Origin of the sequence: Delftia sp. SD018, assembly GCF_017355445.1 — a bacterium.
GTDB lineage: Bacteria > Pseudomonadota > Gammaproteobacteria > Burkholderiales > Burkholderiaceae_C > Comamonas > Comamonas acidovorans.
In genome coordinates, this window is sequence record NZ_JADDRN010000039.1 from 1 (window position 1) to 26127 (window position 26127).

The 26127-nt window shown below is 68.5% G+C and carries 19 protein-coding genes and 1 pseudogene; 12 read left to right on the forward strand and 8 right to left on the reverse strand.

The window, feature by feature from the left end:
- Positions 1 to 193 (reverse strand): annotated as a pseudogene (locus INR38_RS26035) (hypothetical protein); the annotation flags it as partial.
- Between the two features lie 55 nt (positions 194 to 248).
- On the opposite strand from INR38_RS26035, the gene mltB reads away from it, so the two are divergent.
- Positions 249 to 1427 (forward strand): lytic murein transglycosylase B, encoded by a 1179-nt coding sequence (gene mltB / locus INR38_RS26040; protein ID WP_192368856.1) that lies wholly within the window; start codon positions 249 to 251, stop codon positions 1425 to 1427.
- 27 nt (positions 1428 to 1454) lie between these two features.
- Here mltB and INR38_RS26045 read toward each other — a convergent pair whose 3' ends face one another.
- Positions 1455 to 2765, reverse strand: a complete 1311-nt coding sequence (locus INR38_RS26045) for a branched-chain amino acid ABC transporter substrate-binding protein (RefSeq protein ID WP_207444355.1) — start codon at positions 2763 to 2765, stop codon at positions 1455 to 1457.
- Between the two features lie 98 nt (positions 2766 to 2863).
- Here INR38_RS26045 and INR38_RS26050 point away from each other — a divergent pair, with 98 nt between their 5' ends.
- On the forward strand, positions 2864 to 3244 hold the full coding sequence (locus tag INR38_RS26050; protein ID WP_012204301.1) for an Hsp20/alpha crystallin family protein: 381 nt from the start codon (positions 2864 to 2866) through the stop codon (positions 3242 to 3244).
- Positions 3245 to 3423: 179 nt separating this feature from the next.
- On the opposite strand, the gene tsaD is transcribed toward INR38_RS26050, so the two are convergent.
- A complete protein-coding gene (gene tsaD / locus INR38_RS26055) occupies positions 3424 to 4464 on the reverse strand; it encodes a tRNA (adenosine(37)-N6)-threonylcarbamoyltransferase complex transferase subunit TsaD (protein WP_071954769.1) in 1041 nt (346 codons plus the stop codon).
- A 90-nt stretch (positions 4465 to 4554) separates the two neighbouring features.
- Complete coding sequence (locus tag INR38_RS26060) at positions 4555 to 6252, reverse strand: EAL domain-containing protein (RefSeq protein ID WP_207444356.1); 1698 nt, start codon at positions 6250 to 6252, stop codon at positions 4555 to 4557.
- A 331-nt stretch (positions 6253 to 6583) separates the two neighbouring features.
- Here INR38_RS26060 and INR38_RS26065 point away from each other — a divergent pair, with 331 nt between their 5' ends.
- The 4 genes from INR38_RS26065 (at position 6584) to INR38_RS26080 (ending at position 11218) form a co-directional block, all read left to right on the forward strand.
- Complete coding sequence (locus tag INR38_RS26065) at positions 6584 to 7849, forward strand: nitrate regulatory protein (protein ID WP_198821661.1); 1266 nt, start codon at positions 6584 to 6586, stop codon at positions 7847 to 7849.
- A gap of 309 nt (positions 7850 to 8158) precedes the next feature.
- Positions 8159 to 9439: a CmpA/NrtA family ABC transporter substrate-binding protein gene (locus INR38_RS26070; RefSeq protein ID WP_012204297.1), complete on the forward strand. Its 1281-nt coding sequence runs from the start codon at positions 8159 to 8161 to the stop codon at positions 9437 to 9439.
- Positions 9440 to 9479: 40 nt separating this feature from the next.
- Entirely contained in the window at positions 9480 to 10415 is a 936-nt protein-coding gene (gene ntrB, locus INR38_RS26075) for a nitrate ABC transporter permease (protein ID WP_013803471.1), read from the forward strand.
- The gene (locus INR38_RS26080; protein WP_013803472.1) at positions 10412 to 11218 is read left to right on the forward strand and encodes an ABC transporter ATP-binding protein; all 807 of its coding nucleotides are present in this window, start codon (positions 10412 to 10414) and stop codon (positions 11216 to 11218) included. The genes ntrB and INR38_RS26080 overlap by 4 nt, the downstream gene beginning before the upstream one ends.
- 60 nt (positions 11219 to 11278) lie before the next feature.
- Here INR38_RS26080 and INR38_RS26085 read toward each other — a convergent pair whose 3' ends face one another.
- From INR38_RS26085 to INR38_RS26095, 3 genes are all read right to left on the reverse strand, one after another.
- Positions 11279 to 11719 carry a CBS domain-containing protein gene (locus tag INR38_RS26085; protein ID WP_012204294.1) on the reverse strand — a complete coding sequence of 147 codons (441 nt, stop codon included), beginning with the start codon at positions 11717 to 11719 and terminating at the stop codon, positions 11279 to 11281.
- A 282-nt stretch (positions 11720 to 12001) separates the two neighbouring features.
- Positions 12002 to 12655, reverse strand: coding sequence for a DUF937 domain-containing protein (locus INR38_RS26090; protein WP_012204293.1), 654 nt, complete (start codon positions 12653 to 12655; stop codon positions 12002 to 12004).
- A 130-nt stretch (positions 12656 to 12785) separates the two neighbouring features.
- Positions 12786 to 14501: a PAS domain-containing methyl-accepting chemotaxis protein gene (locus INR38_RS26095; RefSeq protein ID WP_207444357.1), complete on the reverse strand. Its 1716-nt coding sequence runs from the start codon at positions 14499 to 14501 to the stop codon at positions 12786 to 12788.
- Between the two features lie 413 nt (positions 14502 to 14914).
- Here INR38_RS26095 and INR38_RS26100 point away from each other — a divergent pair, with 413 nt between their 5' ends.
- The 5 genes from INR38_RS26100 (at position 14915) to INR38_RS26120 (ending at position 24112) form a co-directional block, all read left to right on the forward strand.
- On the forward strand, positions 14915 to 16186 hold the full coding sequence (locus tag INR38_RS26100) for an FAD-dependent oxidoreductase (RefSeq protein WP_207444358.1): 1272 nt from the start codon (positions 14915 to 14917) through the stop codon (positions 16184 to 16186).
- 44 nt (positions 16187 to 16230) lie between these two features.
- Positions 16231 to 19068 carry a nitrate reductase gene (locus INR38_RS26105; RefSeq protein WP_207444359.1) on the forward strand — a complete coding sequence of 946 codons (2838 nt, stop codon included), beginning with the start codon at positions 16231 to 16233 and terminating at the stop codon, positions 19066 to 19068.
- A gap of 98 nt (positions 19069 to 19166) precedes the next feature.
- Complete coding sequence (gene ybiB / locus INR38_RS26110) at positions 19167 to 20081, forward strand: DNA-binding protein YbiB (protein ID WP_180317687.1); 915 nt, start codon at positions 19167 to 19169, stop codon at positions 20079 to 20081.
- Between the two features lie 27 nt (positions 20082 to 20108).
- Positions 20109 to 20921 carry a uroporphyrinogen-III C-methyltransferase gene (gene cobA / locus INR38_RS26115; RefSeq protein WP_063326788.1) on the forward strand — a complete coding sequence of 271 codons (813 nt, stop codon included), beginning with the start codon at positions 20109 to 20111 and terminating at the stop codon, positions 20919 to 20921.
- A 149-nt stretch (positions 20922 to 21070) separates the two neighbouring features.
- Entirely contained in the window at positions 21071 to 24112 is a 3042-nt protein-coding gene (locus INR38_RS26120; protein WP_242699198.1) for a transporter substrate-binding domain-containing protein, read from the forward strand.
- On the opposite strand, the gene INR38_RS26125 is transcribed toward INR38_RS26120, so the two are convergent.
- A complete protein-coding gene (locus INR38_RS26125) occupies positions 24099 to 24602 on the reverse strand; it encodes an acyl-CoA thioesterase (RefSeq protein WP_013803479.1) in 504 nt (167 codons plus the stop codon). The genes INR38_RS26120 and INR38_RS26125 overlap by 14 nt on opposite strands.
- A gap of 185 nt (positions 24603 to 24787) precedes the next feature.
- Here INR38_RS26125 and INR38_RS26130 point away from each other — a divergent pair, with 185 nt between their 5' ends.
- Positions 24788 to 26008, forward strand: a complete 1221-nt coding sequence (locus INR38_RS26130; protein WP_207444360.1) for an NAD(P)/FAD-dependent oxidoreductase — start codon at positions 24788 to 24790, stop codon at positions 26006 to 26008.
- Positions 26009 to 26127: the final 119 nt, after the last annotated feature.

Sequence of the window (26127 nt, forward strand, 5' to 3'; positions counted from 1 at the left end):
CTGCACGGTCCTGGCCACGGCCAAACCTTCCACGAAAAAGCGCACGGCCGCTGCTGCCGCCGCCACGGCGGCAGGCGCCGCCTGCCGCCGTGGCGGCGGCAGCAGCGGCCGTGCGCTTTTTCGTGGAAGGTTTGGCCGTGGACTTGGCGGCAGTCTTGGCTGCGACGCCAATGGCGGGCGCTGGACTGGCCACGCACTCCACAGCCACGGCCACAAGCCGCCGCTGCCGGCCCCACGACAAGCACACCATGACCAAGCAACGACTGATCCCCTCCGCCCTGCTGCTGCTCGCGGCCGCCGCCCTGCCCTGCGGCGCGCTGGCCAGCAAGCCGGCGCCCGCCCAGACCGGCGCAGCCAAGACTGCCGCCAAGTCCACGGCCAAACCTTCCACGAAAAAGCGCACGGCCGCTGCTGCCGCCGCCACGGCGGCAGGCGGCGCCGCCGTGGCCAGGACCGTGCAGGGCAGCACCGCCTACGGAGAACGGCCTGATGCCATGCAGATGGCCGCCGACATTGCGATGCGCCACGACCTGCCGGTGGACTGGGTGCGCGACACCATCGCCCAGGCGCGCTTTCTGCCCCAGGTTCCCCGCCTGATGACGCCGGCTGCCCAGGGCACGGCCAAGAACTGGGGCGTCTACCGCAGCCGCTTTGTCGAGCCCGTGCGCATACGCGCCGGAACACGCTTTTGGCAGGCCAATGCCGCCGCGCTGGCGCGTGCCGAAAAGCAGTACGGCGTGCCGGCCGAAATCATCGTCGGCATCATCGGCGTGGAGACCATCTACGGCCAGCAGATGGGCAACTTCCGCGTGATCGACGCCCTGGCCACGCTGAGCTTCGACTTCCCCGCAGCCCACCCCCGCGCGCAGGCACGCACCGAGTACTTCCGCGGCGAGCTGGAGCAGTTCCTGCGCTTCACGCACCGCGCCGCAACGGACCCGTTCTCGCTGCGCGGCAGCTACGCGGGCGCCATGGGCATGGGCCAGTTCATGCCCAGCAGCTGGGTGAAGTGGGCGGTGGACTTCGACGGCGACGACCGCATCGACCTGTTCGGCAGCGCGGCCGACGCCATCGGCTCGGTGGCCAACTACTTTGTCGCGCATGGCTGGAAAAGCGGCATGCCCACCCACTACCCTGTGATCATGCAGGCCCAGGGCGCCGACCTGGCTGCCCTGCTGGCGCCCGACATCCTGCCCCAGTTCACGGCCGACGAGATGGCTGCGCGCGGCGTACAGCTGCCGGGCAGCGGCGCGGCGCATCAAGGGCCGCTGGCCCTGGTCAAGCTGGAGAACGGCGCGCAGGGCCAGCCGCTGTACATCGCGGGCACGGAGAACTTCTATGCCATCACGCGCTACAACTGGTCCAGCTACTACGCGCTGTCCGTGATCGAACTGGGCCAGGAAGTCGCTGCGGCCATGGGCCGCTGATCCGGGCCATCCAAACCGTCGAGGCGGTCAGGGCCGGCGCATGCGGCACATCGCAGGCTGCTCGGCACGCGCCGCCTCGATCTCTCGCACCACGCGGAAGCCGTAGCCCGAGCCCTCCACATCGAAGGGCACGCCGGGTGCGCCCTGCCTGTCCATGACGCCGACCACCAGCGCCTGCTGGAACTGGTGGTCGGCCGCGCGCATGCGGCCCTTGCGCCCGGCCAGCGCCACCTCGGCACCTTCCAGCGCCTGCGCCACGGCCACCGTGTCGGTGCTGCCCGCACGCGCCATGGACTGGGCCAGGGCCTCGATCATCAGCTGCATGCGCATGTGCACATAGTCATCGGCAGGCCTGGGAAAGCGCTCGCGGAATGACTTGTAGAAGGCCTGGCTGTCGGGGCCCGGCACGTTGGGCAGCCAGTCGGCCACGGCCAGCACCTTGCCCACGCCGGCCTCACCCAGGGCGGCTGGCGCGCCCAGCGCATTGCCGTAGAAGGTGTAGAAGCGGCCCTCAAAACCCGCCTCCCGCGCGGCCTTGACCAGCAGCATCAGATCGTTGCCCCAGTTGCCCGTGATCACGGCCTGGGCGCCACTGGCCTTGATCTTGGCGGCATAGGGCGCAAAGTCCTTGACGCGCCCCACGGGGTGCAGCTCGTCGCCCACGATCGCCACATCGGGCCGCTGCGCGGCCAGCTGGCGCCGTGCCTCGCGCAGCACGGCCTGGCCAAAGCTGTAGTCCTGCCCGATCAGGTAGGCGCTGCGCACGGCCGCGTCCTCGCGCAGCACCTGCATCAGCGCGGCCATGCGCATGTCGGCATGGGCGTCGAAGCGAAAGTGCCAGAAGCTGCAGCGCTCGTTGGTGAGCGCGGGATCGACGGCCGAGTAGTTCAGGTACAGCACGCGCCGGGCCGGATCGCGCTCGTTGTGCTTGGCAATGGCATCGACCAGCACGGCCGCCACGGCCGAAGAATTGCCCTGCATGACCACGCGCGCACCGCCGTCGATGGCTGCGCGCAGCGCGGACAGCGCCTCCTCGTTCTGGCCCTTGCTGTCATGGCGTTCGATGGCCAGGGGCCGGACGCCGCCCTGCGCGGCCGGCAGTGGCACACCGCCGCGCGCATTCACGCGCTCGGTGGCCCACAGCAGGTTGCGGAACACGGCCTCGCCCGTGTTGGCAAAGGGGCCGGAAAGGCTTTCGATCAGCGCCAGCCGTATGGGCTCGCCGCGCGGCGGGGGCACGGGCTGTCCGCGTTCGTTTGCGGCCAGGGCCGCAAGCGCGGGCGCAGCAAATAGCGCCATGGCACCGCTTTTCAAGACCTTGCGGCGCAATTTATTCATGGCTTTTTCCCTCTTGAAATGCGTTCAACGCCGCTCAACTACGCTCCATGCGGCGACAACTTCGATGAAGCCGCGCAGTTTATAGGAGCCACTTCACCATGATCTTCTCGCCTGTTCTCCGCCGCAACGCCTTCAACCCCCAAGCCGCCGATCTGGCCCTGCAGCGCTTCCTGCAAGGCACCCTGGGCAACGCCGCCCCCTCCCCCTCGTCGGTGCAGGTGCAGCGCGATGAAAAGGCCACGACGCTGCAGCTGGATGTGCCCGGCCTGTCCCGCGAGCAGCTGCAGCTGAGCATCGAAGGCGCCGTGGTCCGTCTGTCCAGCGTCGAGGGTGCGCCCCGCCAAGTGCAGCGCGCCTGGGAGCTGGACCATGAGATCGACACTGCCGCCAGCAGCGCAAAGCTGGAAAACGGCGTGCTCACGCTGTCCCTGGCCCGCCTGGAGCCGCAGAGCAAGGCCACCACGCTGAGCATCCAGTAAATCCGGTCAACGAGTTTGTGCACCCGGGCTGTCAACCATCCTTTCTTCCCTCCTCTTAGCAAGGTGACAGCCCGTTTTCAAAGCCCGGCACATGCCGGGCTTTTTTTGTGCGCAGGCTGCGCATCACAGGTGGCCTGCCGCACAGCGCGGCGATGGGGAAGGCAGAGGCGGCCGAGGAATCAGGCCAGCGAATCGAGCGGCCAGCGCGGCTTGACGTCGAAGGCGTAGTGCCTGTTGGCCACTTCCCGGCCCGCCTGCAGGCGCATGGCGGCGGCCATGGCGATCATGGCGCCGTTGTCGGTGCACAGGTGCAGCTCGGGGTAGTGCACGCGCAGCTTGCGCTTGGCGCAGGCCGCATCCAGCTGGGAGCGCAGCAGCCGGTTGGCACCCACGCCGCCGGCCACGACCACGCGCTTCATGCCGGTCTGCTGCAGCGCGGCCAGGGTCTTTTTGACCAGCACCTCGACGATGGCCGCCTGCGTGCTGGCGGCCAGGTCGGCCTTGCGCGCCTCCAGGTCTTCGCCCAGCTTCTTCGCCTGTGTCAGCACGGCCGTCTTCAGGCCGGCGAAGGAGAAGTCCAGGTCGCCCGAATGCAGCAGCGGCCGGGGCAGCTTGAAGGCCTGGGCATCGCCGCCTTCGGCCAGGCGCGAGAGCACGGGACCGCCCGGATAGGGCAGGCCCATGAGCTTGGCCGATTTGTCGAAGGCCTCGCCGGCCGCGTCATCGATGGTCTCGCCCAGGATGGCGTAGCTGCCCACGCCGTCCACGCGCATCAGTTGCGTGTGGCCGCCCGAGACCAGCAGGGCCACGAAGGGGAATTCGGGGGGATCGGCGCTCAGGAAGGGCGACAGCAGATGGCCTTCCAGGTGGTGCACGCCCAGCACGGGCTTGTTCAATGCCGCAGCCATGGCGCAGGCCACGCCCGCGCCCACCAGCAGCGCGCCGGCCAGGCCGGGGCCGCGCGTGAAGGCGATCACATCGACCTGGTCCAGCGAGCGGCCGGACTCGCCCAGCACGTTTTCGGTCAGCGGCAGCACGCGGCGGATGTGGTCGCGGCTGGCCAGCTCGGGCACCACGCCGCCGTAGGCACGGTGCATGTCGATCTGGCTGTGCAGCGCATGGGACAGCAGCGTGGGCACGCCCGTGCCATCGGGGGCCTCGACCAGGGCCACGCCGGTTTCATCGCAGGAGGATTCGATCCCCAGAATCAGCAAACTCATGGGGCTGAAGTGTAGAACCTGCGGGCGCGGCGCACGGCCACAGGCATCAATGGCCCCTGGCAGGCGGGCAGTTGCACGGCCGGCGCTCCGCTACAGGTTGTCTATGTAGGAAGAGCGCGAGAACCGCACGGGCTCGAAGCCGTCGGAGGTCCAGATTTCGCTGGCGATCAGTGCCTGGGCATCCATGGGGCGGGCGAAGTAAAAGCCCTGCAGCTCGTCGCAGCCCAGCGCCTGCAGCACTTCGCGCTGCTGCTGGTTGGTCACGCCTTCGGCCACCACGCGCAGCTCCAGCGCATGGGCCAGGCGCACGATGGCATCGACCACCGCCCGCGCATCGCTCTTGAGGGCCACGTCGCGCACAAAGCTGCGGTCGATCTTCACCTCGTCGGCGCACAGCTGGCGCAGCAGGGCCAGGCTGGAGTAGCCGGTGCCGAAGTCGTCGATGGAGATCTGCACGCCCATGCCCGTGAGTTCGGCAATCACGGCCATGGTGGTCTTGTCGTCCTCCATGGCCACGGACTCGGTGATCTCGAAGACCAGTTGCTCGGGCCGGATGTGGTGCCTTGCGATCGCCTCGGCGATGAACTGCGCCAGCCGCGTCTGAAAGAGCTGGTAGCCCGAGATATTGATGGACACCCGCATGAAGCGCCGCTCGCGCGCCCATTGCGCGGTCTGGCGGCAGGCCTCGTCGATGACCCAGTCACCGATCTCGCTGATCAGGCCGAAGCGCTCGGCCAGCGGGATGAACACGCGGGGACTGATCAGGCCGAACTGCGGATGGTTCCAGCGCGCCAGCGCCTCCACGCTGCGGATGCGGCCCGTGCGGGTATCGATCTTGGGCTGATAGAACAGCACCAGCTGCTGGCTGGCCACGGCGCGGCGCAGGGCCTGCTGCAGGTCGAACTGCGCGGCCACGCCCTGGCGCATGCTTTCCTTGAAGATGGCGTAGGTGTTCCCGCCGGCACGCTTGGCCGTGTACATGGCGGCATCGGCCGCCGCCATGAGCTTTTCCTTCTTGCCATGGTCGGGATAGATGGCCACGCCGATGGAGCTGCTGATGGAGACCGCTTTTCCTGGCAGGTCGAACGGCTGGCTCAAGGCCTTCTGCACGCGGCCTGCCATGGCCACGGCGTCGTCCACCGAAGCCAGGCAGCCCAGCAGCAGCACGAACTCGTCGCCACCCACGCGCGCCAGCGTGTCCGATTTGCGCGTCATATGGCCCAGGCGCACGGCCACCTGGCACAGCAGCGCATCACCGGCGGCATGGCCTTCCACATCGTTGATGGGCTTGAATCCATCCAGGTCGATATACAGCAGGCCCACGCGCACCGGCCCGCAGGGCCCCGGCTGCTCCACCGAACTGTCGGCGCGCGCAATCGTGCGGCCCAGCCGGTACTCGAACAACGCCCGGTTGGCCGTACCGGTCAACGGGTCCCTGAAGGCGATGCGCTTGAGCTTCACATTGGCGCGCAGCAATTTCTCATTGCTCTGCTTGAGCGACTGCGTCAGGCGCTGCGCCTTGCAGCGCATGCGGATGTAGAGCACCGAGCACACCAGCAGGAAGGCCACGAACGCACCGGCACCCCACGGGCCGAGGGCATGCCATCCAGCGAACCAGACGCCCTCATCGGCAAATTGCGCCGACGCGACGCCATCCGGGGCAGCCGCAGGCACCTGACCCTGCGCCATGCAGGGCAGCAGCGAAGCCAGCCAGCACGCAAATGCCGGGCTGCGCCAGCGCGCTGGTATCCACCGGGACACCCCATCGGTCATGAACAGCGAATGCATGGGGAAAAACCGATCTTCTCGTGATATTTCAAACTCATGCCGATTCAGCCTCACTGCCGCATTGCGCAGCCCAATGCCGTGGTCTGCGTTGCCATGTGCGCCGGATGAACGGGGCTTTTCTTGAAAAACCGCCCCATTCGCTTTGCAAACATTCGACACGCTTACACGTCAGTTTGTGTATCGAAAATTTCAAATCATTAAAAAAATTCTATCAAATCATCGATCCCGTGCCCATGCAAGCACCGCGCGACGCCCCCGGCATGGGAATTGCATCCAGGCCCCTTGCACCAAGGCAAACTGCATCAAGGCAGGCAGACAGGACCAAGCCCCCATGAAAACCGCTCTCAACTTTCTTGTGGCCGCGCGGCAATGCGAAATCGGCGAGCTGGAGCAACTGCAGCGCACCAGCGCCCTGGTGGATCTGCTCAGCCGCCTCATCCATGCGCTGCAAAAGGAGCGCGGCCTGTCCAACGTGTTTCTGGCCAGCGCAGGCGCGCGCGGCGGCCCCGCCAGGCTGGCGCAGATGGCCGAGTGCGACCGCATGGCCGCTGCGGCGCGCGACGGCTTCGAGCGGGTGGACATGCAGCCCGGTGGTGCGGGACTCACCGGCCACCCCGGCCATGGCGCGCGGCTGTTCAGCCGCATCGCCCATGTGCTGCAGTGCCTGGACGCCTTGCCCGCGCTGCGTGAGCGCGTCGCCAGCCGCACGCTGTCGCCGGAGGCGGCCACGGCCCTCTATATCGATCTGGTGGCCGGCCTGCTGGCCGTGGTCTTCGAGGCGGCGGACAGCGCACCCGAGCCGGGCATCTCGCGCCTGCTGGTGGCCTTGTTCAACTTCATGCAGGGCAAGGAGTTCGCGGGCCAGGAGCGCGCCACGGGCGTGGCGGCGTTCGGCGCGGGCGTGAGCGATGCGCCGCGCCAGCAGCACTGGCTGCACCTGATCGCCTCGCAGGAGCGCTGCTTTCAGGTCTTTGCGGAGTTCGCGCCGCCCCATTCCCTGGCCCTGTGGCAAGAAAGCAGCGCGGCCGACGCCACGCTGGCCGTGATCGAGCGGCTGCGCCGCGTGGGCTGCACGGCCACGGCGGGCGCGCCTTTGTCCGTGGAGATGGCCGAGCCCTGGTTCGACAGCTGCTCGCAGCGCATGGACGCGCTGCAGACCGTCGAGGCCCGCCTGACGGCCGAGCTGCAGCAGCAATGCCAGCACCGCATTGCCGATGCCCGCGCCGCCCTGCAGACGCTGCTGCAGGCGCCGCAGGCATTGGCGACCACGCCGGTCTCGGCCACGCTGGCGCCGGGCGAGCTGCAGCCCCCGGCTGCACGGCTGGGGCCGCAATTGGACCGTTCCGTGATGGATCTGGTGCAGGACCAGTCGCAGCGCCTGCAGGCCATGCAGGCCGAGCTGGAGACCGTGCGCGCCACGCTCACGGAGCGCAAGCTGCTGGAACGCGCCAAGGGCCTGCTGATGGCGCGGCGCCAGCTCAGCGAAGGCGAGGCCCACAAGCTGCTGCGCCAGACCGCCATGAACCAGAACCGCCGCCTGGCCGATGTGGCGCAGGCCGTGCTTTCCATGGCCGATCTCCTGCCGCCTGCGCCTTGAACGCCGGGTCGGTGCGAGCCATGCTGCAGTGCAGCACCGACTTGGTGCCACGGAACGCACCAGAAGGTGGCCCGGCGAGGACTGCAAGGCCGATGGACGGCATGGTCCCCTGTGAACACGGCCTGGCACGCTTTCTGCATTGACTCTGGCAACTCCCGGCCAAAGGCGGCCGGGACCCCGGTCTTGATTCAAGGCCCCAGGACAACGGCGTCACTCTCCCCGCGCAGCGCGGCTGGAGAGGACGCCGTTTTGCTTGGAGCAGGGCCCGTTTGCAAGTGTTCCATTCCCGACGATCGAAGGAGTTCCGCCATGGCGTCAAGCCCCAAGCCCACCACAGGCCCTCTCACCGCCGGCCCGGCCCTGCCCCGGCGCGACTTTCTGCGCCAGGCCGGCACGCTGGCAGGCGGTGCGGCGCTCTACACCCAGCTGGGCCACCATGGCGCCTGGGCGGCCGGCTCGGATGCGCCAGAGAAGAAAGAGGTGCGCATCGGCTTCATCCCGCTGACCGACTGCGCCAGCGTGGTGATGGCCTCGGTGCTGGGGATCGATCAGAAGTACGGCGTCAAGATCATTCCTTCCAAGGAAGCGAGCTGGGCCAGCGTGCGCGACAAGCTGGTCAACGGCGAGCTGGACTTTGCCCACGTGCTCTACGGCCTGGTCTACGGCGTGCACCTGGGCGTGGGCGGCGCCAAGAAGGACATGGCCGTGCTGATGACGCTCAACCACAACGGCCAGGCCATATCGCTGTCGAAGAAACTGGCCGACAAGGGGGCCGTCAATGGCGCGGGCCTGGCCAAGCTGATGGCCAGCGAAAAGCGCGAATACACCTTTGCCCAGACCTTTCCCACGGGCACGCACGCCATGTGGCTGTACTACTGGCTGGCGGCCAACGGCATCCACCCGCTCAAGGATGCCAAGGTCATCACCGTGCCGCCGCCGCAGATGGTGGCCAATATGCGCGTGGGCAACATGGACGGCTTTTGCGTGGGCGAGCCCTGGAACCACCGCGCCATCATGGACGGCATCGGCGTCACGGCCGCCACCACCCAGTCCATCTGGCAGGACCACCCCGAAAAGGTGCTGGGCACCACGGCCGAGTTCGCACGCCAGAACCCCAACACGGCACGCGCCGTGACGGCGGCCATCATCGAGGCCAGCCGCTGGATCGACGAGAGCCTTGCCAACAAGACCCGCATGGCCGAGACCATCGCCGGCAAGGCCTATGTGAACACGGGCGTGGATGCCATCAACCAGCGCATCCTGGGCCGCTACCAGGACGGCATGGGCAAGACCTGGGACGACCCCAACCACATGAAGTTCTACGGCGACGGCAGCGTGGGCTACCCCTACCTGTCCGACGGCATGTGGTTCCTGACCCAGCACAAGCGCTGGGGCCTGCTCAAGGACCACCCCGACTACCTGGGCGTGGCCCGCTCCATCAACCGCCTGGACATCTACCAGCAGGCTGCCACCGCTGCCAAGGCCCCGCTGCCCAAGGCGGAGATGCGCAGCAGCAAGCTCATGGATGGCACGGTCTGGGACGGCAAGGATCCGCGCAAGTACGCAGACAGCTTTGCCATCAAGGCCTGAGAGATCCCCTTTGAAGCCCCACCCCACAGAGGAACACACCATGGTCAGCGCCGTCTTCCACTTCCCGGCCGAATCCGCTGCCGCGCCGGCAGCCGCTTCCACACCGATCTCCGCGCAGGTCTCCGGGCCCGCCGCTCCAGCCGCGCCGGCCACCCAGGCCCGGGCACCCGCCGCCCCGCGCGACTGGGCAGCGCTGTCGCGTGCCTTCTGGCTGGCCGTGCTGCCGCCGCTGTGCGGCTTGGGTTTGCTGGTGGGCGTGTGGTCCCTGGTGGCCGCGGGCTCGGGCCAGAGCATTCCGGGGCCACTGGCGACCTGGCACCAGGCGGTGGAGATTTTCAGCGACCCGTTCTACCGCAACGGCCCCAATGACCAGGGCGTGGGCTGGAATGTGCTCGCTTCGCTGCAGCGCGTGGCCGTGGGCTTTGGCCTGGCGGCGCTGGTCGGCATTCCGGCCGGCTTCGTGATCGGGCGCTTCAACTTCCTGTCGCGCATGTTCAACCCGCTGATCAGCCTGCTGCGCCCGGTGTCACCGCTGGCCTGGCTGCCCATCGGCCTGCTGGTCTTCAAGGGCGCCAACCCGGCGGCCATCTGGACCATCTTCATCTGCTCGATCTGGCCCATGCTCATCAACACCGCCGTGGGCGTGCAGCGCGTGCCCCAGGACTACATGAACGTGGCGCGCGTGCTCAACCTCAGCGAATGGAAGATCGCCACCACCATCCTGTTCCCGGCCGTGCTGCCCTACATGCTGACCGGCGTGCGCCTGGCCGTGGGCACGGCCTGGCTGGTCATCGTCGCGGCCGAGATGCTCACCGGCGGCGTGGGCATCGGCTTCTGGGTCTGGGACGAGTGGAACAACCTCAACGTCAAGAACATCATCATCGCGATCTTCGTGATCGGCATCGTGGGCCTGCTGCTGGAGATGGCCCTGGTCAAGCTGGCAACGGCATTTACGTTCGAAGAGGTGAAGGCATGAATGCATCGTCCAAGTTCATCGAGGTCCAGGGCGTGGAGCAGAGCTTCAAGACCGCCAAGGGCCTGTTTCCGGCGCTGCGCAATATCGACCTGACCATTGCGCGGGGCGAGTTCGTCTCGCTGATCGGCCACTCGGGCTGCGGCAAGTCCACCCTGCTGAACCTGATCGCGGGCCTGACCACGCCCACCACGGGCGTGCTGCTGTGCGCCAACAAGGAGATCAAGGGCCCCGGGCCCGAGCGCGCCGTGGTCTTCCAGAACCACTCTTTGCTGCCCTGGCTGACCTGCGAGGGCAACATCCACCTGGCCGTGGAGCGCGTCTATGGCCGCACGGAAAGCCGCGCCCAGCTCAAGGCACGCACCCTGGCCGCGCTGGAGCTGGTGGGCCTGGCCCATGCCGCGCACAAGCGTCCTGGCGAAATCTCGGGCGGCATGAAGCAGCGCGTGGGCATTGCGCGCGCGCTGTCGATGGAGCCGCAGGTGCTGCTGATGGACGAGCCCTTCGGCGCGCTCGATGCGCTCACGCGCGCCAAGCTGCAGGACGAGCTGCTGGAGATCGTGGCGCGCACGCAAAGCACCGTGGTCATGGTCACCCACGATGTGGACGAGGCCGTGCTGCTGTCCGACAAGATCGTGATGATGACCAACGGCCCGGCAGCCACCATCGGCGAGGTGCTGGAAGTCGGCATCGCCCGGCCGCGCAACCGCGTGGCGCTGGCCGAGGACGACCGCTACCGCGAGTGCCGCAAGGCGGTGATCGACTTCCTCTACACACGCCAGGGGCATGTGGAAAAGGCGGCCTGAACCTTCACCGGTCCTGCCGCCTTCCAGGCCCTGCACAGAGCGGGCCGGCCGAGCTCCAGTTCAGTGCCGGCCCGAGATGTAGTGCTCCAGCTGCTCGATGATGAACTTCTGCTCGGAGATGATGTCCTTGACCAGGTCTCCGATGGAGATCAGGCCCAGCAGCTTGCCGCCCTCGTCCACCACGGGCAGGTGGCGCAGCCGGTTCTCGGTCATCACCGCCATGCATTCCTGCGTGGTCTGGGTGGGGCCGACGAAGAGCACGTCGCGCGTCATCACGTCGCGCACCAGGGTGGCGCCCGAGGTGCGCCCCAGCAACGCGATCTTGCGCGCGTAGTCGCGCTCGGTGACGATGCCTGCGATCTCGCTGCCCTCCATCACGAGCAGGGCGCCAATGCCCTTGTCGGCCATGAGCCGCAGCGCGTCGAGCACGGAATCGGTAGGCGCGATGCTGTACACCGCGCCGCTGGCCTTGGACTTGAGAATGTCTGCAACTGCTGTCATGGGTGCCTTTCAGTCGTTCGCCAATTCGGTTCTAGTGTCATCCGAACTGCGCCCAAAAAGCAACAGGGCCAGCGCGTGTATGCACACGCACCGGCCCTGCCCGTTACCCTGATCCCAACCTATCCGTTAGTCCTGCAATAGAGCCGCCTGCAGCGCATACGACTGGCGCTACCTAAGCGAGGGACGCCGAGCAAGAGCCGCCTCGCAGCGACGGCGTCGTCCCCCTCCCGCGAAGCGAGAGAGGGGGAAGCCGCGAAGCGGCTCAGGGGGTGTTGCATCATTTCAGCGGCGGCCACCCAGCAGGCTGCCACCAATCTTCATCAGGTCGCTGAGACCTACCTGGCCGTCGCCATCCTGATCGAGCAGGCTGCCCAGCAAACCACCACCCAGGCCGCCCTGCTGCTGCGCCTGCGCATGCTCGCGGCCCAGCACCTGGCCCAGGCCGCCGGCATCCATGCCGCCTGCGCTCACGCGCTGTGCAAGAAAGGACATGACGATGGGGGCCAGCAGCTGCAGCAGCTGGGCCGCGCCGCCGCTGCCCAGGCCCGTGGCCTGGCCCAGTCCGTCCTGCGCGCGCTGCTGGTTGCCGCCCAGGATATGGCCCAGGATGGCCGCGCCATCGAGCCCGCCACCTGCATTGCCGCCCGCGCCTGCGCCGCCGCCCAGCAGCGAGCCCAGCAGGCCGCCGAGGTCCAGGCCACCGGCGCCGCCGCCGCTGGCCGCGCCATGGTCGCGCTGCAGCGCGCCGAAGAGATTGGCCGCGCCCTGCGGATCGGCCGCATTGCGGCCCAGCGAGGCCAGCAGCACGGGCAGGGCCGCGCCCACGGCGCTTTCGGTCTGGGCGGGGCTGGCGCCGATCTGGTCCGCCATCTGCTGCATGGGCGCGCCCTGCAGTTGGGCCATCAGTTCGGCGGCCAGGGAAGAGCTGGAGTTCATGGTCGTTCCTTCATCCGGTCGCCCGGTCAACGCAAAGCCACATGGTATGCGCAAGCCGGCGCAGTGCACATGACGGCGCCGCGTCCAAGTGTCAACGATGTTTTCCAGCGGCCGCAGGAACCCGCAGGGATCAGGTCGTGGTCAGCACCCTCTGCGGCTGCGCGCGCGCCTGCCGCATCTGTGGCGGGCTCTGCACCTGGTTGCGTGACTGGCTCTGTGCCTGGGCCTTCATGGACCGGCGCAGGGCCACGGCATCGCCCGCTGCGGCAGGAGAGCGGCCCGTGGCGTCCAGCCGGAACACCTGCACGGTTTCCGACACGGTCTGCGCCTGGGCCTGCAAGGCCATGGCGGATGCCGCGTTCTGCTCGACCAGGGCCGCATTCTGCTGCGTGATGCTGTCCAGATGCGCCACGGCCGCGTTGACCTGCGAGATGCCGCTGAGCTGCTCGCTGGAGGCGCTGTGGATCTCGCCGATCAGCAGGCTCACGCGCCGCACCAGATCCAGCGATTCGATCATGGTCTTCTGCGCCACCTCGGTCCTCTGGTTGCCGTCCAGCACCTTGGCGGCGGAGTCGTCGATGAGCTCGCGGATCTCCTTGGCCGCCGCCAGCGTGCGCTGCGAGAGGCTGCGCACCTCGGCCGCCACGACCGCAAAGCCCCGGCCCTGGTCGCCCGCGCGCGCGGCCTCCACGGCAGCGTTCAGCGCCAGGATATTGGTCTGGAAGGCGATGGAGTCGATGAGCTGCGTGATCTCGCCGATGCGCCCCGACGCGGCCTGGATCTGCTTCATGGTGGCGGCCACGCCATCGACGGCGCCGCTGCTGCGTTCGGCCACCTCGCTGGCCTGGGCGGCCAGGTCCGTGGCCTGGCGGGCCGAGTCGGCCGTGTGCTTGACGGTGCCCGTGATCTCCTCCATGGAGGCCGCCGTCTGCTGCAGGTTGCCCGCCTGGGTTTCGGTGCGCGCGGACAGGTCATGGTTGCCCTGCGCGATTTCCCGGCTGGAGATCTGCATCTTGTCGCTTTCCTCGCGCGCATCGCGCACGATGGACAGCAGGTTCACGTTGAGCTGGCTCAGCGCCTTCTGCAGATCGCCCACCACGTCCTTGCGCGTGATGCGTATGGTCTGCGTCAGGTCGCCGGCCGCCAGGCGGTTGGCCAGCAGCACCATCTGCGCCAGCGGCGCCACGGTCAGCCGGTAGGCCCAGGCCCCGGCCAGGCCCGTGAAGATGCAGACCGCCAGCCAGGCCAGCGCAGACCATGCGTCCAGCGTATGCCCACCGGCCAGCGCCGCGCCAAAGGCCGCCGCCACCACCATGAAGAAGATCAGCACCAGCTTGCCGGCCAGGCCCAGGCTCAATGCGCTGGCCAGGCGGCCGCGCAGGTTGTTGCGCAACAGGTGGCCGGCACGCAGCACGTGGACCCGGCGCCCGGCGTCCTTCTCGGCGCGCATGGTGGCGTAGAGGCGCTCGGCCGCATCGGTCTGCTCGCGCGTGGCCTCGGTGCGCACCGACATGTAGCCCGAGGGCCGGTCGCCATCCATCAGCGGGGTGACATTGGCCATGACCCAGTAGAAGTCGCCGTTCTTGCGCCGGTTCTTCACGGGGGCGGACCAGGGCAGGCCCGCCGAGATGGTCTCCCACATGTCGCGGAAGGCTTCCTCCGGCATGTCGGGGTGGCGGATCATGTTGTGGGGCTGGCCCAGCAGGTCTTCGCGCTCGTAGCCGCTGACCTCGATGAACATCGGGTTGCAGTAGAGGATGCGGCCCTTCAGGTCCGTGGTGGAGACCAGGGTCTGGCCCTTGGGAAACGAGTACTCGCGCGTACTGACCGGCAGATTCACTCTCATAGGCATCCTCCCTTGAAGAAGAAAAATCCTGCGTGCCCCATCCGGCCCAGCGAGCCGCTGGCCGGAGTTCAAAGTTTTTACCCCGAACCGCCACATTTGAAACAAATAAAAACAAAATCTCCATTGGATTCAGACATCTGATAGGACCGTATCGATAGCACGCGCACCGCTTTGATGCATGCGGCGCACCAGCCTGGCACGGCCGCGCTGGATCGCTTCCCCGGGCGATCAGTCGCCACAGGGCAGCAGGCCTGGCACGCAGCTTGCTAAATCCCGGGCGTGGCCATGGAGGGCCGCAGGGCCAGGCGCAACGACGTGCCACGGCCTGGGACAAAGGCGTCACCCCGCGCGCAGCCATCGGCCGCGCAGCGTGGGGACGCCTTTTTTGTTTTCCGAACCGCAACGGGGGCACGATGAAAAAATCCAGGCTGGTGATGGTGGGCAACGGCATGGCCGGCGTGCGCACGCTGGAGGAGCTGCTCAAGATCGCGCCCGACCTCTACGAGATCACGGTATTCGGGGCCGAGCCCCACCCCAACTACAACCGCATCATGCTGTCGCCCGTGCTGGCGGGCGAGCAGCGGCTGGACGAGATCATCCTCAACGACTGGTCCTGGTATGCGCAGCACGGCATCACCCTGCATGCGGGCTGCCGCGTGCACGCAGTCGACCGGGCGCGCCGCGTGGTGCACGCCGTGGACGCGGCCGGACAGCCGGTGAGCGCCGAGTACGACCGGCTGATCCTGGCCACGGGCTCGCGCCCCTTCATGCTGCCCGTGCCCGGGCGCGAGCTGGAAGGCGTGCTGGGCTACCGCGACATTGCCGACACCCAGGCCATGATCGCGGCGGCCGCCAGCCACCGCCATGCCGTGGTCATCGGCGGCGGCCTGCTGGGCCTGGAGGCCGCCAACGGACTCATGAAGCGCGGCATGGACGTTACCGTGGTGCATGCGGGCGAACGCCTGCTGGACCGCCAGCTGGACGAGACCGCCGCCGCCTTGCTGCAGGCCTCGCTGGCCGAGCGCGGCATGCGCTTTCTGATGCAGGCCCAGACCCGGGCGCTGACGGGCGACGGCCAGGGCCGCGTGGCCTGCGTGCACCTGCAGGACGGGCGCGAGGCACCGGCCTCGCTGGTGGTCATGGCCGTGGGCATCCGGCCTGAGACCACGCTGGCCGAGCAGATGCACCTGCACGTGCAGCGCGGCATCGTGGTCAGCGACACGCTGCAGACCGTGACCGACCCGCGCATCTACGCCGTGGGCGAGTGCGCGGCGCACCGGGGCGTGGCCTACGGGCTGGTGGCGCCGCTGTTCGAGCAGGGCAAGGTGCTGGCCAACCACCTGGCGGAGATGGGCATCGGCCGCTATCCGGGCTCGCAGACCTCGGCCAAGCTCAAGGTCACGGGCATCCATCTGTTCAGCGCGGGCGACTTCCGCGGCGACGAGGGCACGGAGGAAATCGTGCTCAGCGACCCCGGCGCGGGCGTGTACCGCAAGCTTGTGCTGCGCGGTGACAGGCTGGTCGGCGCCTGCCTGTATGGCGACACCGAGGACGGTGGCTGGTACTTCCGCCTGCTGCGCGATGGCGTGGCAGTGCAGGAACTGCGCGACCGCCTCATGTTCGGCGAAAGTCAAGCAGGCCAGGCCAGCAAGGCCAATCAGACCGACCCGGCCAGCGGCGCGTGACGGCGCCCGTGCCCTGCCCCTCCCTCATCCACCCCAGGCCCACCATGCAAGAAACCCGATCCACCTGCCCCTATTGCGGCGTAGGCTGCGGCGTCCTCATCGAAAGCGATGGTGCGCGCATCACGGGCGTGCGCGGCGATCCGGCGCACCCCGCCAACCACGGCCGCCTGTGCACCAAGGGCAGCACCCTGCACCTGACGGCCTCGCCCGCCCTGGCACAGCAGACGCGGCTGCTGCAGCCCGCGCTGCGTGCCACGCGCGGCGCGGCGCCCCAGGATGTGGGCTGGGATGCCGCACTGGACCTGGCCGCCGGCAGGCTGGCCTCCATCGTGCAGGAGCACGGCCCCGACGCCGTGGGCCTGTATGTGAGCGGCCAGTTGCTGACCGAGGACTACTACGTCTTCAACAAGCTGGCCAAGGGCCTGATCGGCACCAACAACATCGACACCAATTCGCGCCTGTGCATGAGCAGCGCCGTGGCCGGCTACAAGCTCACGCTGGGCGCCGACGCGCCACCGGCTTGCTACGAGGATGTGGACCATGCGGACTGCCTTTTCATCGCGGGCAGCAACGCGGCCTGGGCGCATCCCGTGCTCACGCGGCGCATCGAGCAGGCGCGTGCCGCGCGGCCGCAGATGAAGATCATCGTGGCCGACCCGCGCCGCACCGACACGGCCGGCATGGCCGACCTCTTCCTGCCGCTGCGCCCGGGCAGCGACACCCTGCTGTTCCACGGCATGCTGCACATCATGGAACTGGAAGGCTGGCTGGACCAGGCCTACATCGCACGCCACACCAGCGGCTTTGCCGACCTGCAGGCCCTGGTGCGGGAGGCCACGCCCGAGCGCGTGGGCGAGCTCTGCGGCCTGCCCCGGCACGATCTGTTCCAGGCCGCGCAATGGTTTGCGCTGGGCGGGGATGCACGCGACGGCGCCGCCCGTGGCGCCACGCTGAGCCTGTACTGCCAGGGCCTGAACCAGAGCAGCAACGGCACGGCCAAGAACGCCGCGCTGATCGGCCTGCACCTGGCCACGGGCCAGATCGGGCGCGCGGGCGCGGGGCCGTTTTCGCTCACGGGCCAGCCCAATGCCATGGGCGGGCGCGAGGTGGGCGGGCTGGCCAATCTGCTGTCGGCCCACCGCGACCTGGCCAACCCCGCCCACCGCGCCGAAGTGGCCGCACTGTGGGGCGTGGACGACGTGCCGCCCCGCCCCGGCAAGACCGCCGTGGAGATGTTCGAGGCCGCCGCCGAGGGCGAGATCCGCGCGCTGTGGATAGCCTGCACCAACCCTGCGCAAAGCATGCCCGACCAGGCCCTGGTGCGGCGCGCGCTGCAGCGGGCCGAATTCGTCATCGTGCAGGAGGCCTTTGCCACCACCGCCACCTGCGCCTACGCCGACCTGCTGCTGCCCGCCACCACCTGGGGCGAGAAGATCGGCACGGTGACCAACAGCGAAAGGCGCATCTCGCGCGTGCGCCCCGCCGTGGCCGCACCCGGTGCCGCGCGCCATGACTGGCGCATTGCCGTGGACTGCGCGCAGCGCATGGAGGCACGACTGCGCCCAGGCCGGCCCAGCCTCTTCCCCTACGACACCGAAGACGCCGCTGCCGGCGCCCAGGCCATCTGGAACGAGCACCGCGAGAGCACGCGCGGGCGTGACCTGGACATCACCGGCCTGTCCTGGGATCTGCTGGACGCGCAAGGCCCCCAGCAATGGCCGCTGCCCGAAGGCGCAGCCCAAGGCCGCGCACGGCTCTACGAAGACGGCCGCTTTCCCACGCCCGATGGCCGCGCACGCTTTGCCCTGCTGCCCTGGCAGCCGCTGGCCGAGCCGCCCGATGCGCACTATCCCTTCAGCCTGACCACGGGCCGGCTGCGCGACCAGTGGCACGGCATGAGCCGCACGGGCCAGCTGGGCCGTTTGTTCGGCCATGCGGCCGAGCCCTGCCTGCAAATGCACCCGCGGGACATGGCCGAGCGCGGCCTGCGCGCGGGCGACCTGGTGCAGATGAGCAGCCGGCGCGGCGCCCTGCTGGTGCCGGTGCAGCCCGATGACACGCTGACGCCCTCCCAGCTCTTCATGGCCATGCACTGGGGCGGCGAGTACCTGGGCGGCACTTCAATGGGCGGCGTCAATGCCCTGACCACACCGGCCTTGTGCCCCGGCTCCAAGCAGCCCGAACTCAAGCACACGGCCGTGAAGCTGCAAAAGGCCGAACTGCCCTGGACCCTGCTGGCCATGGCCTGGCTGCCCGAGGACCGGGTGCTGGCCGTGCGCGAGCAGTTGTCCGCCCTCATGCCGCACTTCGGCTTTGCCAGCTGCGTGCCCTTCGGCAATGCCGTCCCGCTGCAGGACGCCTCCCGGGCCCGGCACGGCGTGCTGCTGCGCGCCGCCGCGCATGAGGCGCCGGGCGAGGCCGTCCTCGCACGGATCGAATCCCTGCTGGGCCTGGATGCCGCCGACACCCTGCGCTACAGCGACCGCCGCCGCCAGCACAGCCGCGCGCTGCGGCTGGACCGCCACAGCCTGTCCACCACGGTCGAGGCCCTGCTGCTGGCGGGCGACACGCGCGCGGGCAGCTGGCTGTCCACCCTGCTGCAGGACCAGATGCCGGCACAGGACTATGGCCGCCTGCTGCTCATGCCCTCGGGCTCGGCGCCGCTGGCCATCCAGCCGCGTGCGCGCCAGGTCTGTACCTGCTTCGATGTGGACGAGACCGCCATCGCAGGCGCGCTTGCGCGCTGCGAGGGCAGCGACGACGCTCGCCTGGCCGCGCTGCAGGGCCAGTTGCGCTGCGGCACCAATTGCGGCTCCTGCCTGCCCGAGCTCAAGCGCCTGGTGCGCCACATCCCCCTGGCGAAGAGCCAGGAGACCGCATGAAAGAGGCGATTGAACAACGGGTTTGCATATATAGCGAAAAGTAATGAAACCTGCGGGAAAATATGCCCCCACAGGATTCCACCCACGATTGCAACGCCATGGGCATCAGCCAATACATCAAGGAAATAGGCCGCGGCGCACGCGGAGCCAAGGCGCTGGAGCGCCCGCAGGCGGCCGACCTGTTCGGCCAGGTGCTGGACGGCGGCGTCAGCGACCTGGAGATCGGGGCCTTTTGCATCGCCATGCGCATCAAGGGCGAGACCGTCGAGGAGATGAGCGGCTTCCTGGACGCCGTGCATGCGCGCGTCGCCCGTTTTCCCGCCTCGGCCCATGGCCGCCCCGTGATCGTGCTGCCCAGCTACAACGGCGCGCGCCGCCTGCCCGTGCTCACGCCCCTGCTGGCCCTGCTGCTGGCGCGCGAAGGCCTGCCCGTGCTGCTGCACGGCATGCGCACCGAGGCGCGCCGCATCCTGGCCAGCGATGTGCTGCAGGCCCTGGGCATTGCGCCGCTGCCATCTCCCCAGGCCCTGGCCGGCGGCCAGGTGGCCCATATCCATACCGAGCATCTGCACCCGGCCCTGGCGCGCCTGCTGTCCGTGCGCGAGGTCATCGGCCTGCGCAACCCGGGCCACAGCGTGGTCAAGCTGCTGGCACCCTGCGACGGCCCCTGCCTGCTGGTGACGGCCTACACCCATCCCGAGTACCTGCCCATGCTGCACGGCACCTTCGGGACATTGGGCATGAATGTCCTGCTCTCGCGCGGGCTGGAAGGCGAGGTCGCGGCCGACCCGCGCCGGCTGCCGCGCTACGACGGCTTTGTGGCAGGCGCCCACCAGCTGCTGGCCGAGCAGCAAAGCGGCACCGCCTCCGACGTGCCGGGCCTGCCCGCCGAGATCGACGTGGACACCACGGCGCGCTACACCGAAGACGTGCTCGCGGGCCGGCTGCCCGTGCCGCCCGCGCTCACACGCCAGGTGGAACACATCGTCCACCTTGCCGATCAGATTCGCTGAATACCCCAGAAAAAACGGAGCCCCGCCATGACGACCCCGTCCCACACCCCCGCGAACACCGCCCGGCGCGGCACCTGCACCCTGGTCGGCGCCGGCCCCGGCGACCCGGAGCTGCTGACCATCAAGGCCCTCAAGGCCATACAGGCCGCCACCGTGCTGCTGGTCGATGACCTGGTCAGCGACGCCATCGTGGCTCATGCCGCGCCCACGGCGCGCATCGTCTACGTGGGCAAGCGCGGCGGCTGCAAGAGCACGCCCCAGGCCTTCATCGAAAAGCTCATGCTGAGCGCCGTGCAGGAGGGCGAGACCGTGGTGCGCCTGAAGGGCGGCGACCCCTTCATCTTCGGGCGCGGCGGCGAAGAGGTGGAGCACCTGCGCGAGGCCGGCATCGAGGTCCAGGTCATCAACGGCATCACCGCTGGCCTGGCCGGGCTCACCAGCCTGGGCGCCCCGCTCACGCACCGCGACCGCGCGCACGGCGTGGTCTTCATCACGGGCCACGCCAAGCCCGGCGACAGCGGCACCGACTGGCGCCAGCTGGCCGCCACCGCGCGCGATGCGCGGCTCACCCTGGTGATCTACATGGGCGTGAGCAGCGTGGAGCACATCCGCGCCGAGCTGCTCAATGGCCTGCCCGCAGCCACGCCCGTGGCCGTGATCCAGCATGCCAGCCTGCCACAGCAGCGCCACGCGCTGACCACGCTGGGCGCGCTGGTGGAGTGCATTGCCGACACGGGCCTGGGCAGCCCCAGCGTCATCGTCGTTGGCGATGTGGTCCATGGCGTACGGGCAATGGCCGAACCTCAGACGCAGCTCACCGCTGCGGTTGCAGCCGCCTGAGTGCGAGATTGCTGCAATCAAAAATCTATTGATTCATAAAAGTCATTAGTTTTCATTAAAAATCCCCTGTTGGCTGCCGAAACGGCGTTTAGACCGTTTTGGCAGACCGTCAGCTCCGCCAGGCGGCGGTAGCGCCATCGGGGGATTCCATGAAAACACCAGGCCTTACTTTCACTTCCACAGCTGCGCAGATACGGCTGTCCGCATGGCGGCGCACGTGGTCGCCGCTGCTGGCCGGCTGCGCGCTGGGCATGGCCCTGCTCATGCCCGGCTTGGCTGGAGGCGCCGAAATGGTGCTGGCCACGCGCGTCACGGCCGCTGCAAAGCCCTGGCTCACACCCGCGCACCGCCAGTGGCTGCAGGCGCGCGGGCCGCTGACCGTGGGCATTTCCCTGCCCGACCATCCTCCCCTGGAAATGATCGATGGCGAGCGCTTCCAGGGCATCACGGCCGACCACCTGGGCCTGCTGTTTCCCGCGCCGGTGCGCTTCAAGACCTATGGATCGCGCGTGGCCGTGCTCGATGCGCTGCGGCGCGGCGAGATCGACCTGGCCTGCGAGGGCACCGAGCTGGAGGCCGAACGCGCCGACCTGGCCCTGAGCGTGCCCTACCTGCCCAGCCAGCCCGTGCTGGTGTCGCTCTCGCATGCGCCCTTCGACGCGGAGCGCCGGGGCGCGCGGCTGGCCATGACGCCCGACCAGCTGCTGCGCTCCCAGGTTGCGGCCGCCTATCCTCTCAGCGAGCTGCTGACCTATGAAACACCCCGCCGCGCGCTGGAGGCGCTGAGCCTGGGCGAGATCGACGGCTTCGTCGGCGACACGGTCACGGTGCACTACCTGATCCAAGCCAACTACCTGCTCAACCTGCGCGTGCAGGGCTTTGCCCCCATAGAGAGCCGGGGCTTCGGCATGCTGGTGCGGCATGACGATACGCAGCTGAAGGCCTATCTGGACCAGGCACTGCCCGCCATCACCTTGCAGCATGGCGACGACATTCTGCACAGCTGGAGCGGCAGCCGCCGTCCGCTGCTGGGAAGCGACCGCGTGGCCCTGACACCCTCGGAAAAGCAGTGGCTGGATGCCCATCCCCGCATTCCCGTGGTGCTCAACAGCTCGCTGGGATCGCTGGGAAAGCTGAATGCCGACCGCCAGGCCGAGGGCATAGGACCCGACTACCTGGACCTGATCAGCCACCGCGCCGGCCTGCAGTTCGACTACGTGACCGCACGCAACTACACCGAACTCGAGGCCATTCTGGGCTCGGGCAAGGCCCTGCTCACCCCCGTCTACACCTCGCCGCCGATTGCATCGCCCGATATCAAGCTGCTGCCGCCCTACCTGCGCAGCGCGGTGGTGGTGCTGGCCCGGCCCGAGGCGAACGCGGGCACACAGCGTGACAAGGGCATACACCACCTGCAGGGACTGGAGGGCAAGCGCGTGGCCATGGTGGCTGGCTTCTTCCTGGAGGACACGGTGCGCCGCGAGCATCCGCGCATACGGCTGCAGCTGTATCCCGACCTGGCCCAGGCCCTGGCCAGCGTGGCGGCCGATGACAGCGATGCCTTCGTCGGCAACGACTACGCAGCGCGCTATGCCAACGCCCAGCAATTGGGCAACCAGCTGCAGCTCACCGGCATCCTGGAGGACTACACCCGCCCCGTGAGCCTGGCCGTGCATGCCGCCGAGCCCGAGCTTCTGAGCATTCTGGAGAAGGCCCAGCTGTCCATCTCACCCGAAGAAATGGCCGAAATCGTGCGCCTGTGGGCGCCGCGCGATAGCGGCAGCGGCACGCGCTTTTGGCGCGAGCACCGCCAGCGCCTGCTGCTGCTGCTGGCAGCGCTGGCGCTGGCCACGGCCACCTCCCTGGTCTGGGGCTTTTACCTGAGCCGCCAGATGCGCAGGACGCGCCGTGCCGAGCGGCGCGCCGAGGCCGCCAACCGGGCCAAAAGCCTGTTCCTGTCCACCACCAGCCACGAGATACGCACGCCGCTGAGCGCCATCATCGGCCTGCTGGAGCTGGCGCAGGACCGCGAAAAACTCGGCCTGCCCCACCGCGATACGCTGGCCGCGGCCCACAAGGCCTCCCAGGGCATGCTGCTGCTGCTGGGCAATGTGCTGGACCTGCACCGCATCGAGTCGGGCCACATCGACTCCACGCCCCAGCCCGTGGCGCTGCGGCCGCTGATCGAAGACATGGCCCCGCTGCTGCAGGGCCTGGCGCACGGCAAGCGGCTGTCGCTGCGCACCCAGGTTGGCAAGGGCGTGGACCACAGCGTGACGGCCGACCCGCTGCACCTCAAGCAGGTGCTGTTCAACCTGCTGAGCAATGCCATCAAATTCACCGAACGCGGCAGCGTCACCCTGCGCGCGCAAGGCACCCGCCGCCATGACCGCCTGCTGCTGCAGATGGAGGTGGAGGACACCGGCATCGGCATTGCCCCGCAGGACCAGGCCCGGCTGTTCAAGCCCTTTTCGCAGGTGCCGGGAGCCCATCAGGACCAGGCCTTCGGCAGCGGCCTGGGCCTGAGCATCACGCGCCGCCTGCTGGAGCACATTGGGGGGACCATCACCCTGGAGAGCGTGCCGGGCCGGGGCTCACGCTTCACGGTCAGGTTGAGCCTGCCGCTGGTGGAGCCGGACGACAGGCCGTCGGCCGAAGAGGTATTGCCCCGGATCATGCCCGCACCCCTGGAGCTGCGTGCAAAGGCCGATACAGGCACCGGGCCCCTGCCCGAAGTCCCGGCCGAGCCTGAACTCAGAATCCTGGCCGTGGAAGACTATATGTTCAATCGCGAGCTGCTCAAGAGCCAGCTCACCGCGCTGGGCCACGGCATCTCGCTGGCCGGCGATGGGCAGGAGGCCTGGGCGCGTTGCCTGGTCGAGTCCTTTGATCTCATCATCACCGACGGCCGCATGCCGATCATGGACGGCTTCGAGTTCATCCGGCGCCTGCGTCGGCGGGAAGCCGAAAACCAGCTGCGCCGCTGCCGCGTGATTGCGCTGACCGCCAGTCCCGAGGCCTCCGAAGCGCTGCGCTACCTGCAGGCCGGTGCCGACGAGGTGCTGTCCAAGCCGGCCTCCATGGAAGACCTCAGGCGCGTCATCGAGCAGGTGCGGGACGAGTTGCAGGGCAGCGCGCCCGGCACCTGGCATCGGCCACCGGCCGCACCCTCCACGCTCAGCCCGGCTTGACCGAGCTGCTGGCCGTCACGCGGCTTTGCTCGAAGCGCTGGGCCAGCTCGCGGCGCAGGTCCTTGCGGATCAGCGCGGCCTGCCAGCGGCGCTTTTCCTCGTCGGTGGCCGGCACCAGCGTGGGCACGGGCGCAGGCTGCTTGTTCTCGTCCACCGCCACCATGGTGAAAAAGCAGCTGTTGACATGGCGCACCACCTGGGTGCGGATGTCCTCGGCCACCACCTTGATGCCGATTTCCATCGACGACTTGCCCGTGTGGTTGACGCTGGCCAGGAAGGTCACCAGCTCGCCCACGTGGATGGGCTGCAGGAACATCACCTGGTCCACGCTCAGCGTGACCACATAGCGGCCCGCGTAGCGGCTGGCGCAGGCATAGGCCACCTGGTCGAGCTGCTTGAGAACGGCGCCGCCATGGACGTTGCCCGAAAAGTTCGCCATGTCGGGCGACATGAGCACGGTCATGCTCAGCTGGTGCGATGGGAAATTCATCGCTGGATTTTAGGTCCCCCCTGAGTCGCTGCGCGCCTTCCCCCAGAGGGGGACGACACCCTCGGTGCGGGGCGGCCCTTCCTCGGTGTCCCTGGCTTCAGGACACGCCAGTTTCACAGGGCACGCGAAGGGCTGGCACAAGTGCGCGAGAATGGGCGCCCTTTTGCCCCCCGAGTGACGTTTTTGTGACCTCTTCCCTCTCTTTCGACGCCATCGTCATCGGCGCCGGCGCGGCCGGTCTGTTCTGTGCGGCCCAGGCCGGACAGCGGGGCCTGTCGGTGCTGCTCCTGGACCACGCGGAGAAGGTGGCCGAGAAGATCCGCATCTCGGGCGGCGGCCGTTGCAACTTCACCAACCGCGATCTGGACGTGCGTGCGCCGCACAAGCACTTCGTGGGCGGCAACCCGCAGTTCTGCCGCTCGGCCCTGTCGCGCTACACGCCGGCCGACTTCATCGCGCTGATGGACAGGCACGGCATTGCCCACCATGAAAAGCACAAGGGCCAGCTGTTCGCCGACCGCTCGGCCGAGGACATCATCGCCATGCTGCTGGCCGAATGCCAGGCCGGCGGCGTGCAGCGCTGGCAGCCCTGCAAGGTCGATTCCGTCGTTCATGCGGATGGCCAGTACCGCCTGCAGACCAGCCGTGGCGCCGTGCAGGCGCCCAGCCTGGTCATCGCCACGGGCGGGCTGTCCATTCCCAAGATCGGCGCCACCGACTTCGGCTACCGCCTGGCCCAGCAGTTCGACCTGCCCCTGGTCGAACGCACGCCGGGCCTGGTGCCGCTGACCTTCGATGGCGACGCCTGGGCCCCCTACGCCCAGCTCGCGGGTCTGGCCCTGCCCGTGGAGATCAGCACCGGCAGCAAGAAAGAGCGCATGGCCTTCATGGAAGACCTGCTGTTCACGCACCGCGGCCTGTCCGGCCCCGCCGTGCTGCAGATCTCGAGCTACTGGAAGCCCGGCACGCCCCTGTGCATCAACCTCGCCCCCGAGGTGGACCTGCAGGACGAATTGCTCAAAGCCAAGTCGCGCTCGCGCAAGCTCATCGCCAACGAACTGGCGCAGTGGCTGCCCTCGCGCCTGGCCGATGCCTGGGTGCAGCAGGACGCGGCCTGGCAGCGCCCCATTGCCGAAGCCTCGGACAAGGCCCTGAACCAGCTGGCCGAGCGCCTGTCGCGCTGGGAGATCGTGCCCACCGGCACCGAAGGCTACAAGAAGGCCGAAGTGACGCTGGGCGGGGTGGACACGCGTGCGCTTTCGCAACAGACCATGGAATGCAAGACCCAGCCCGGCCTGTACTGCATCGGCGAAGTGGTGGACATCACCGGCTGGCTGGGCGGATACAACTTCCAATGGGCCTGGGCCAGCGGGTATGCCTGCGCGCAGGCCTTGCCTTGTGCGTGATTTGTCAGATCGCTTTCGTCTCGCGTATAATCGCCCGCTTTGCTGGCAATTGCCCGTCGGCCAATACTAGTTAACTATTGACGGGGACCAACCGCTGAACATGGCTCTCAGGCCCGATC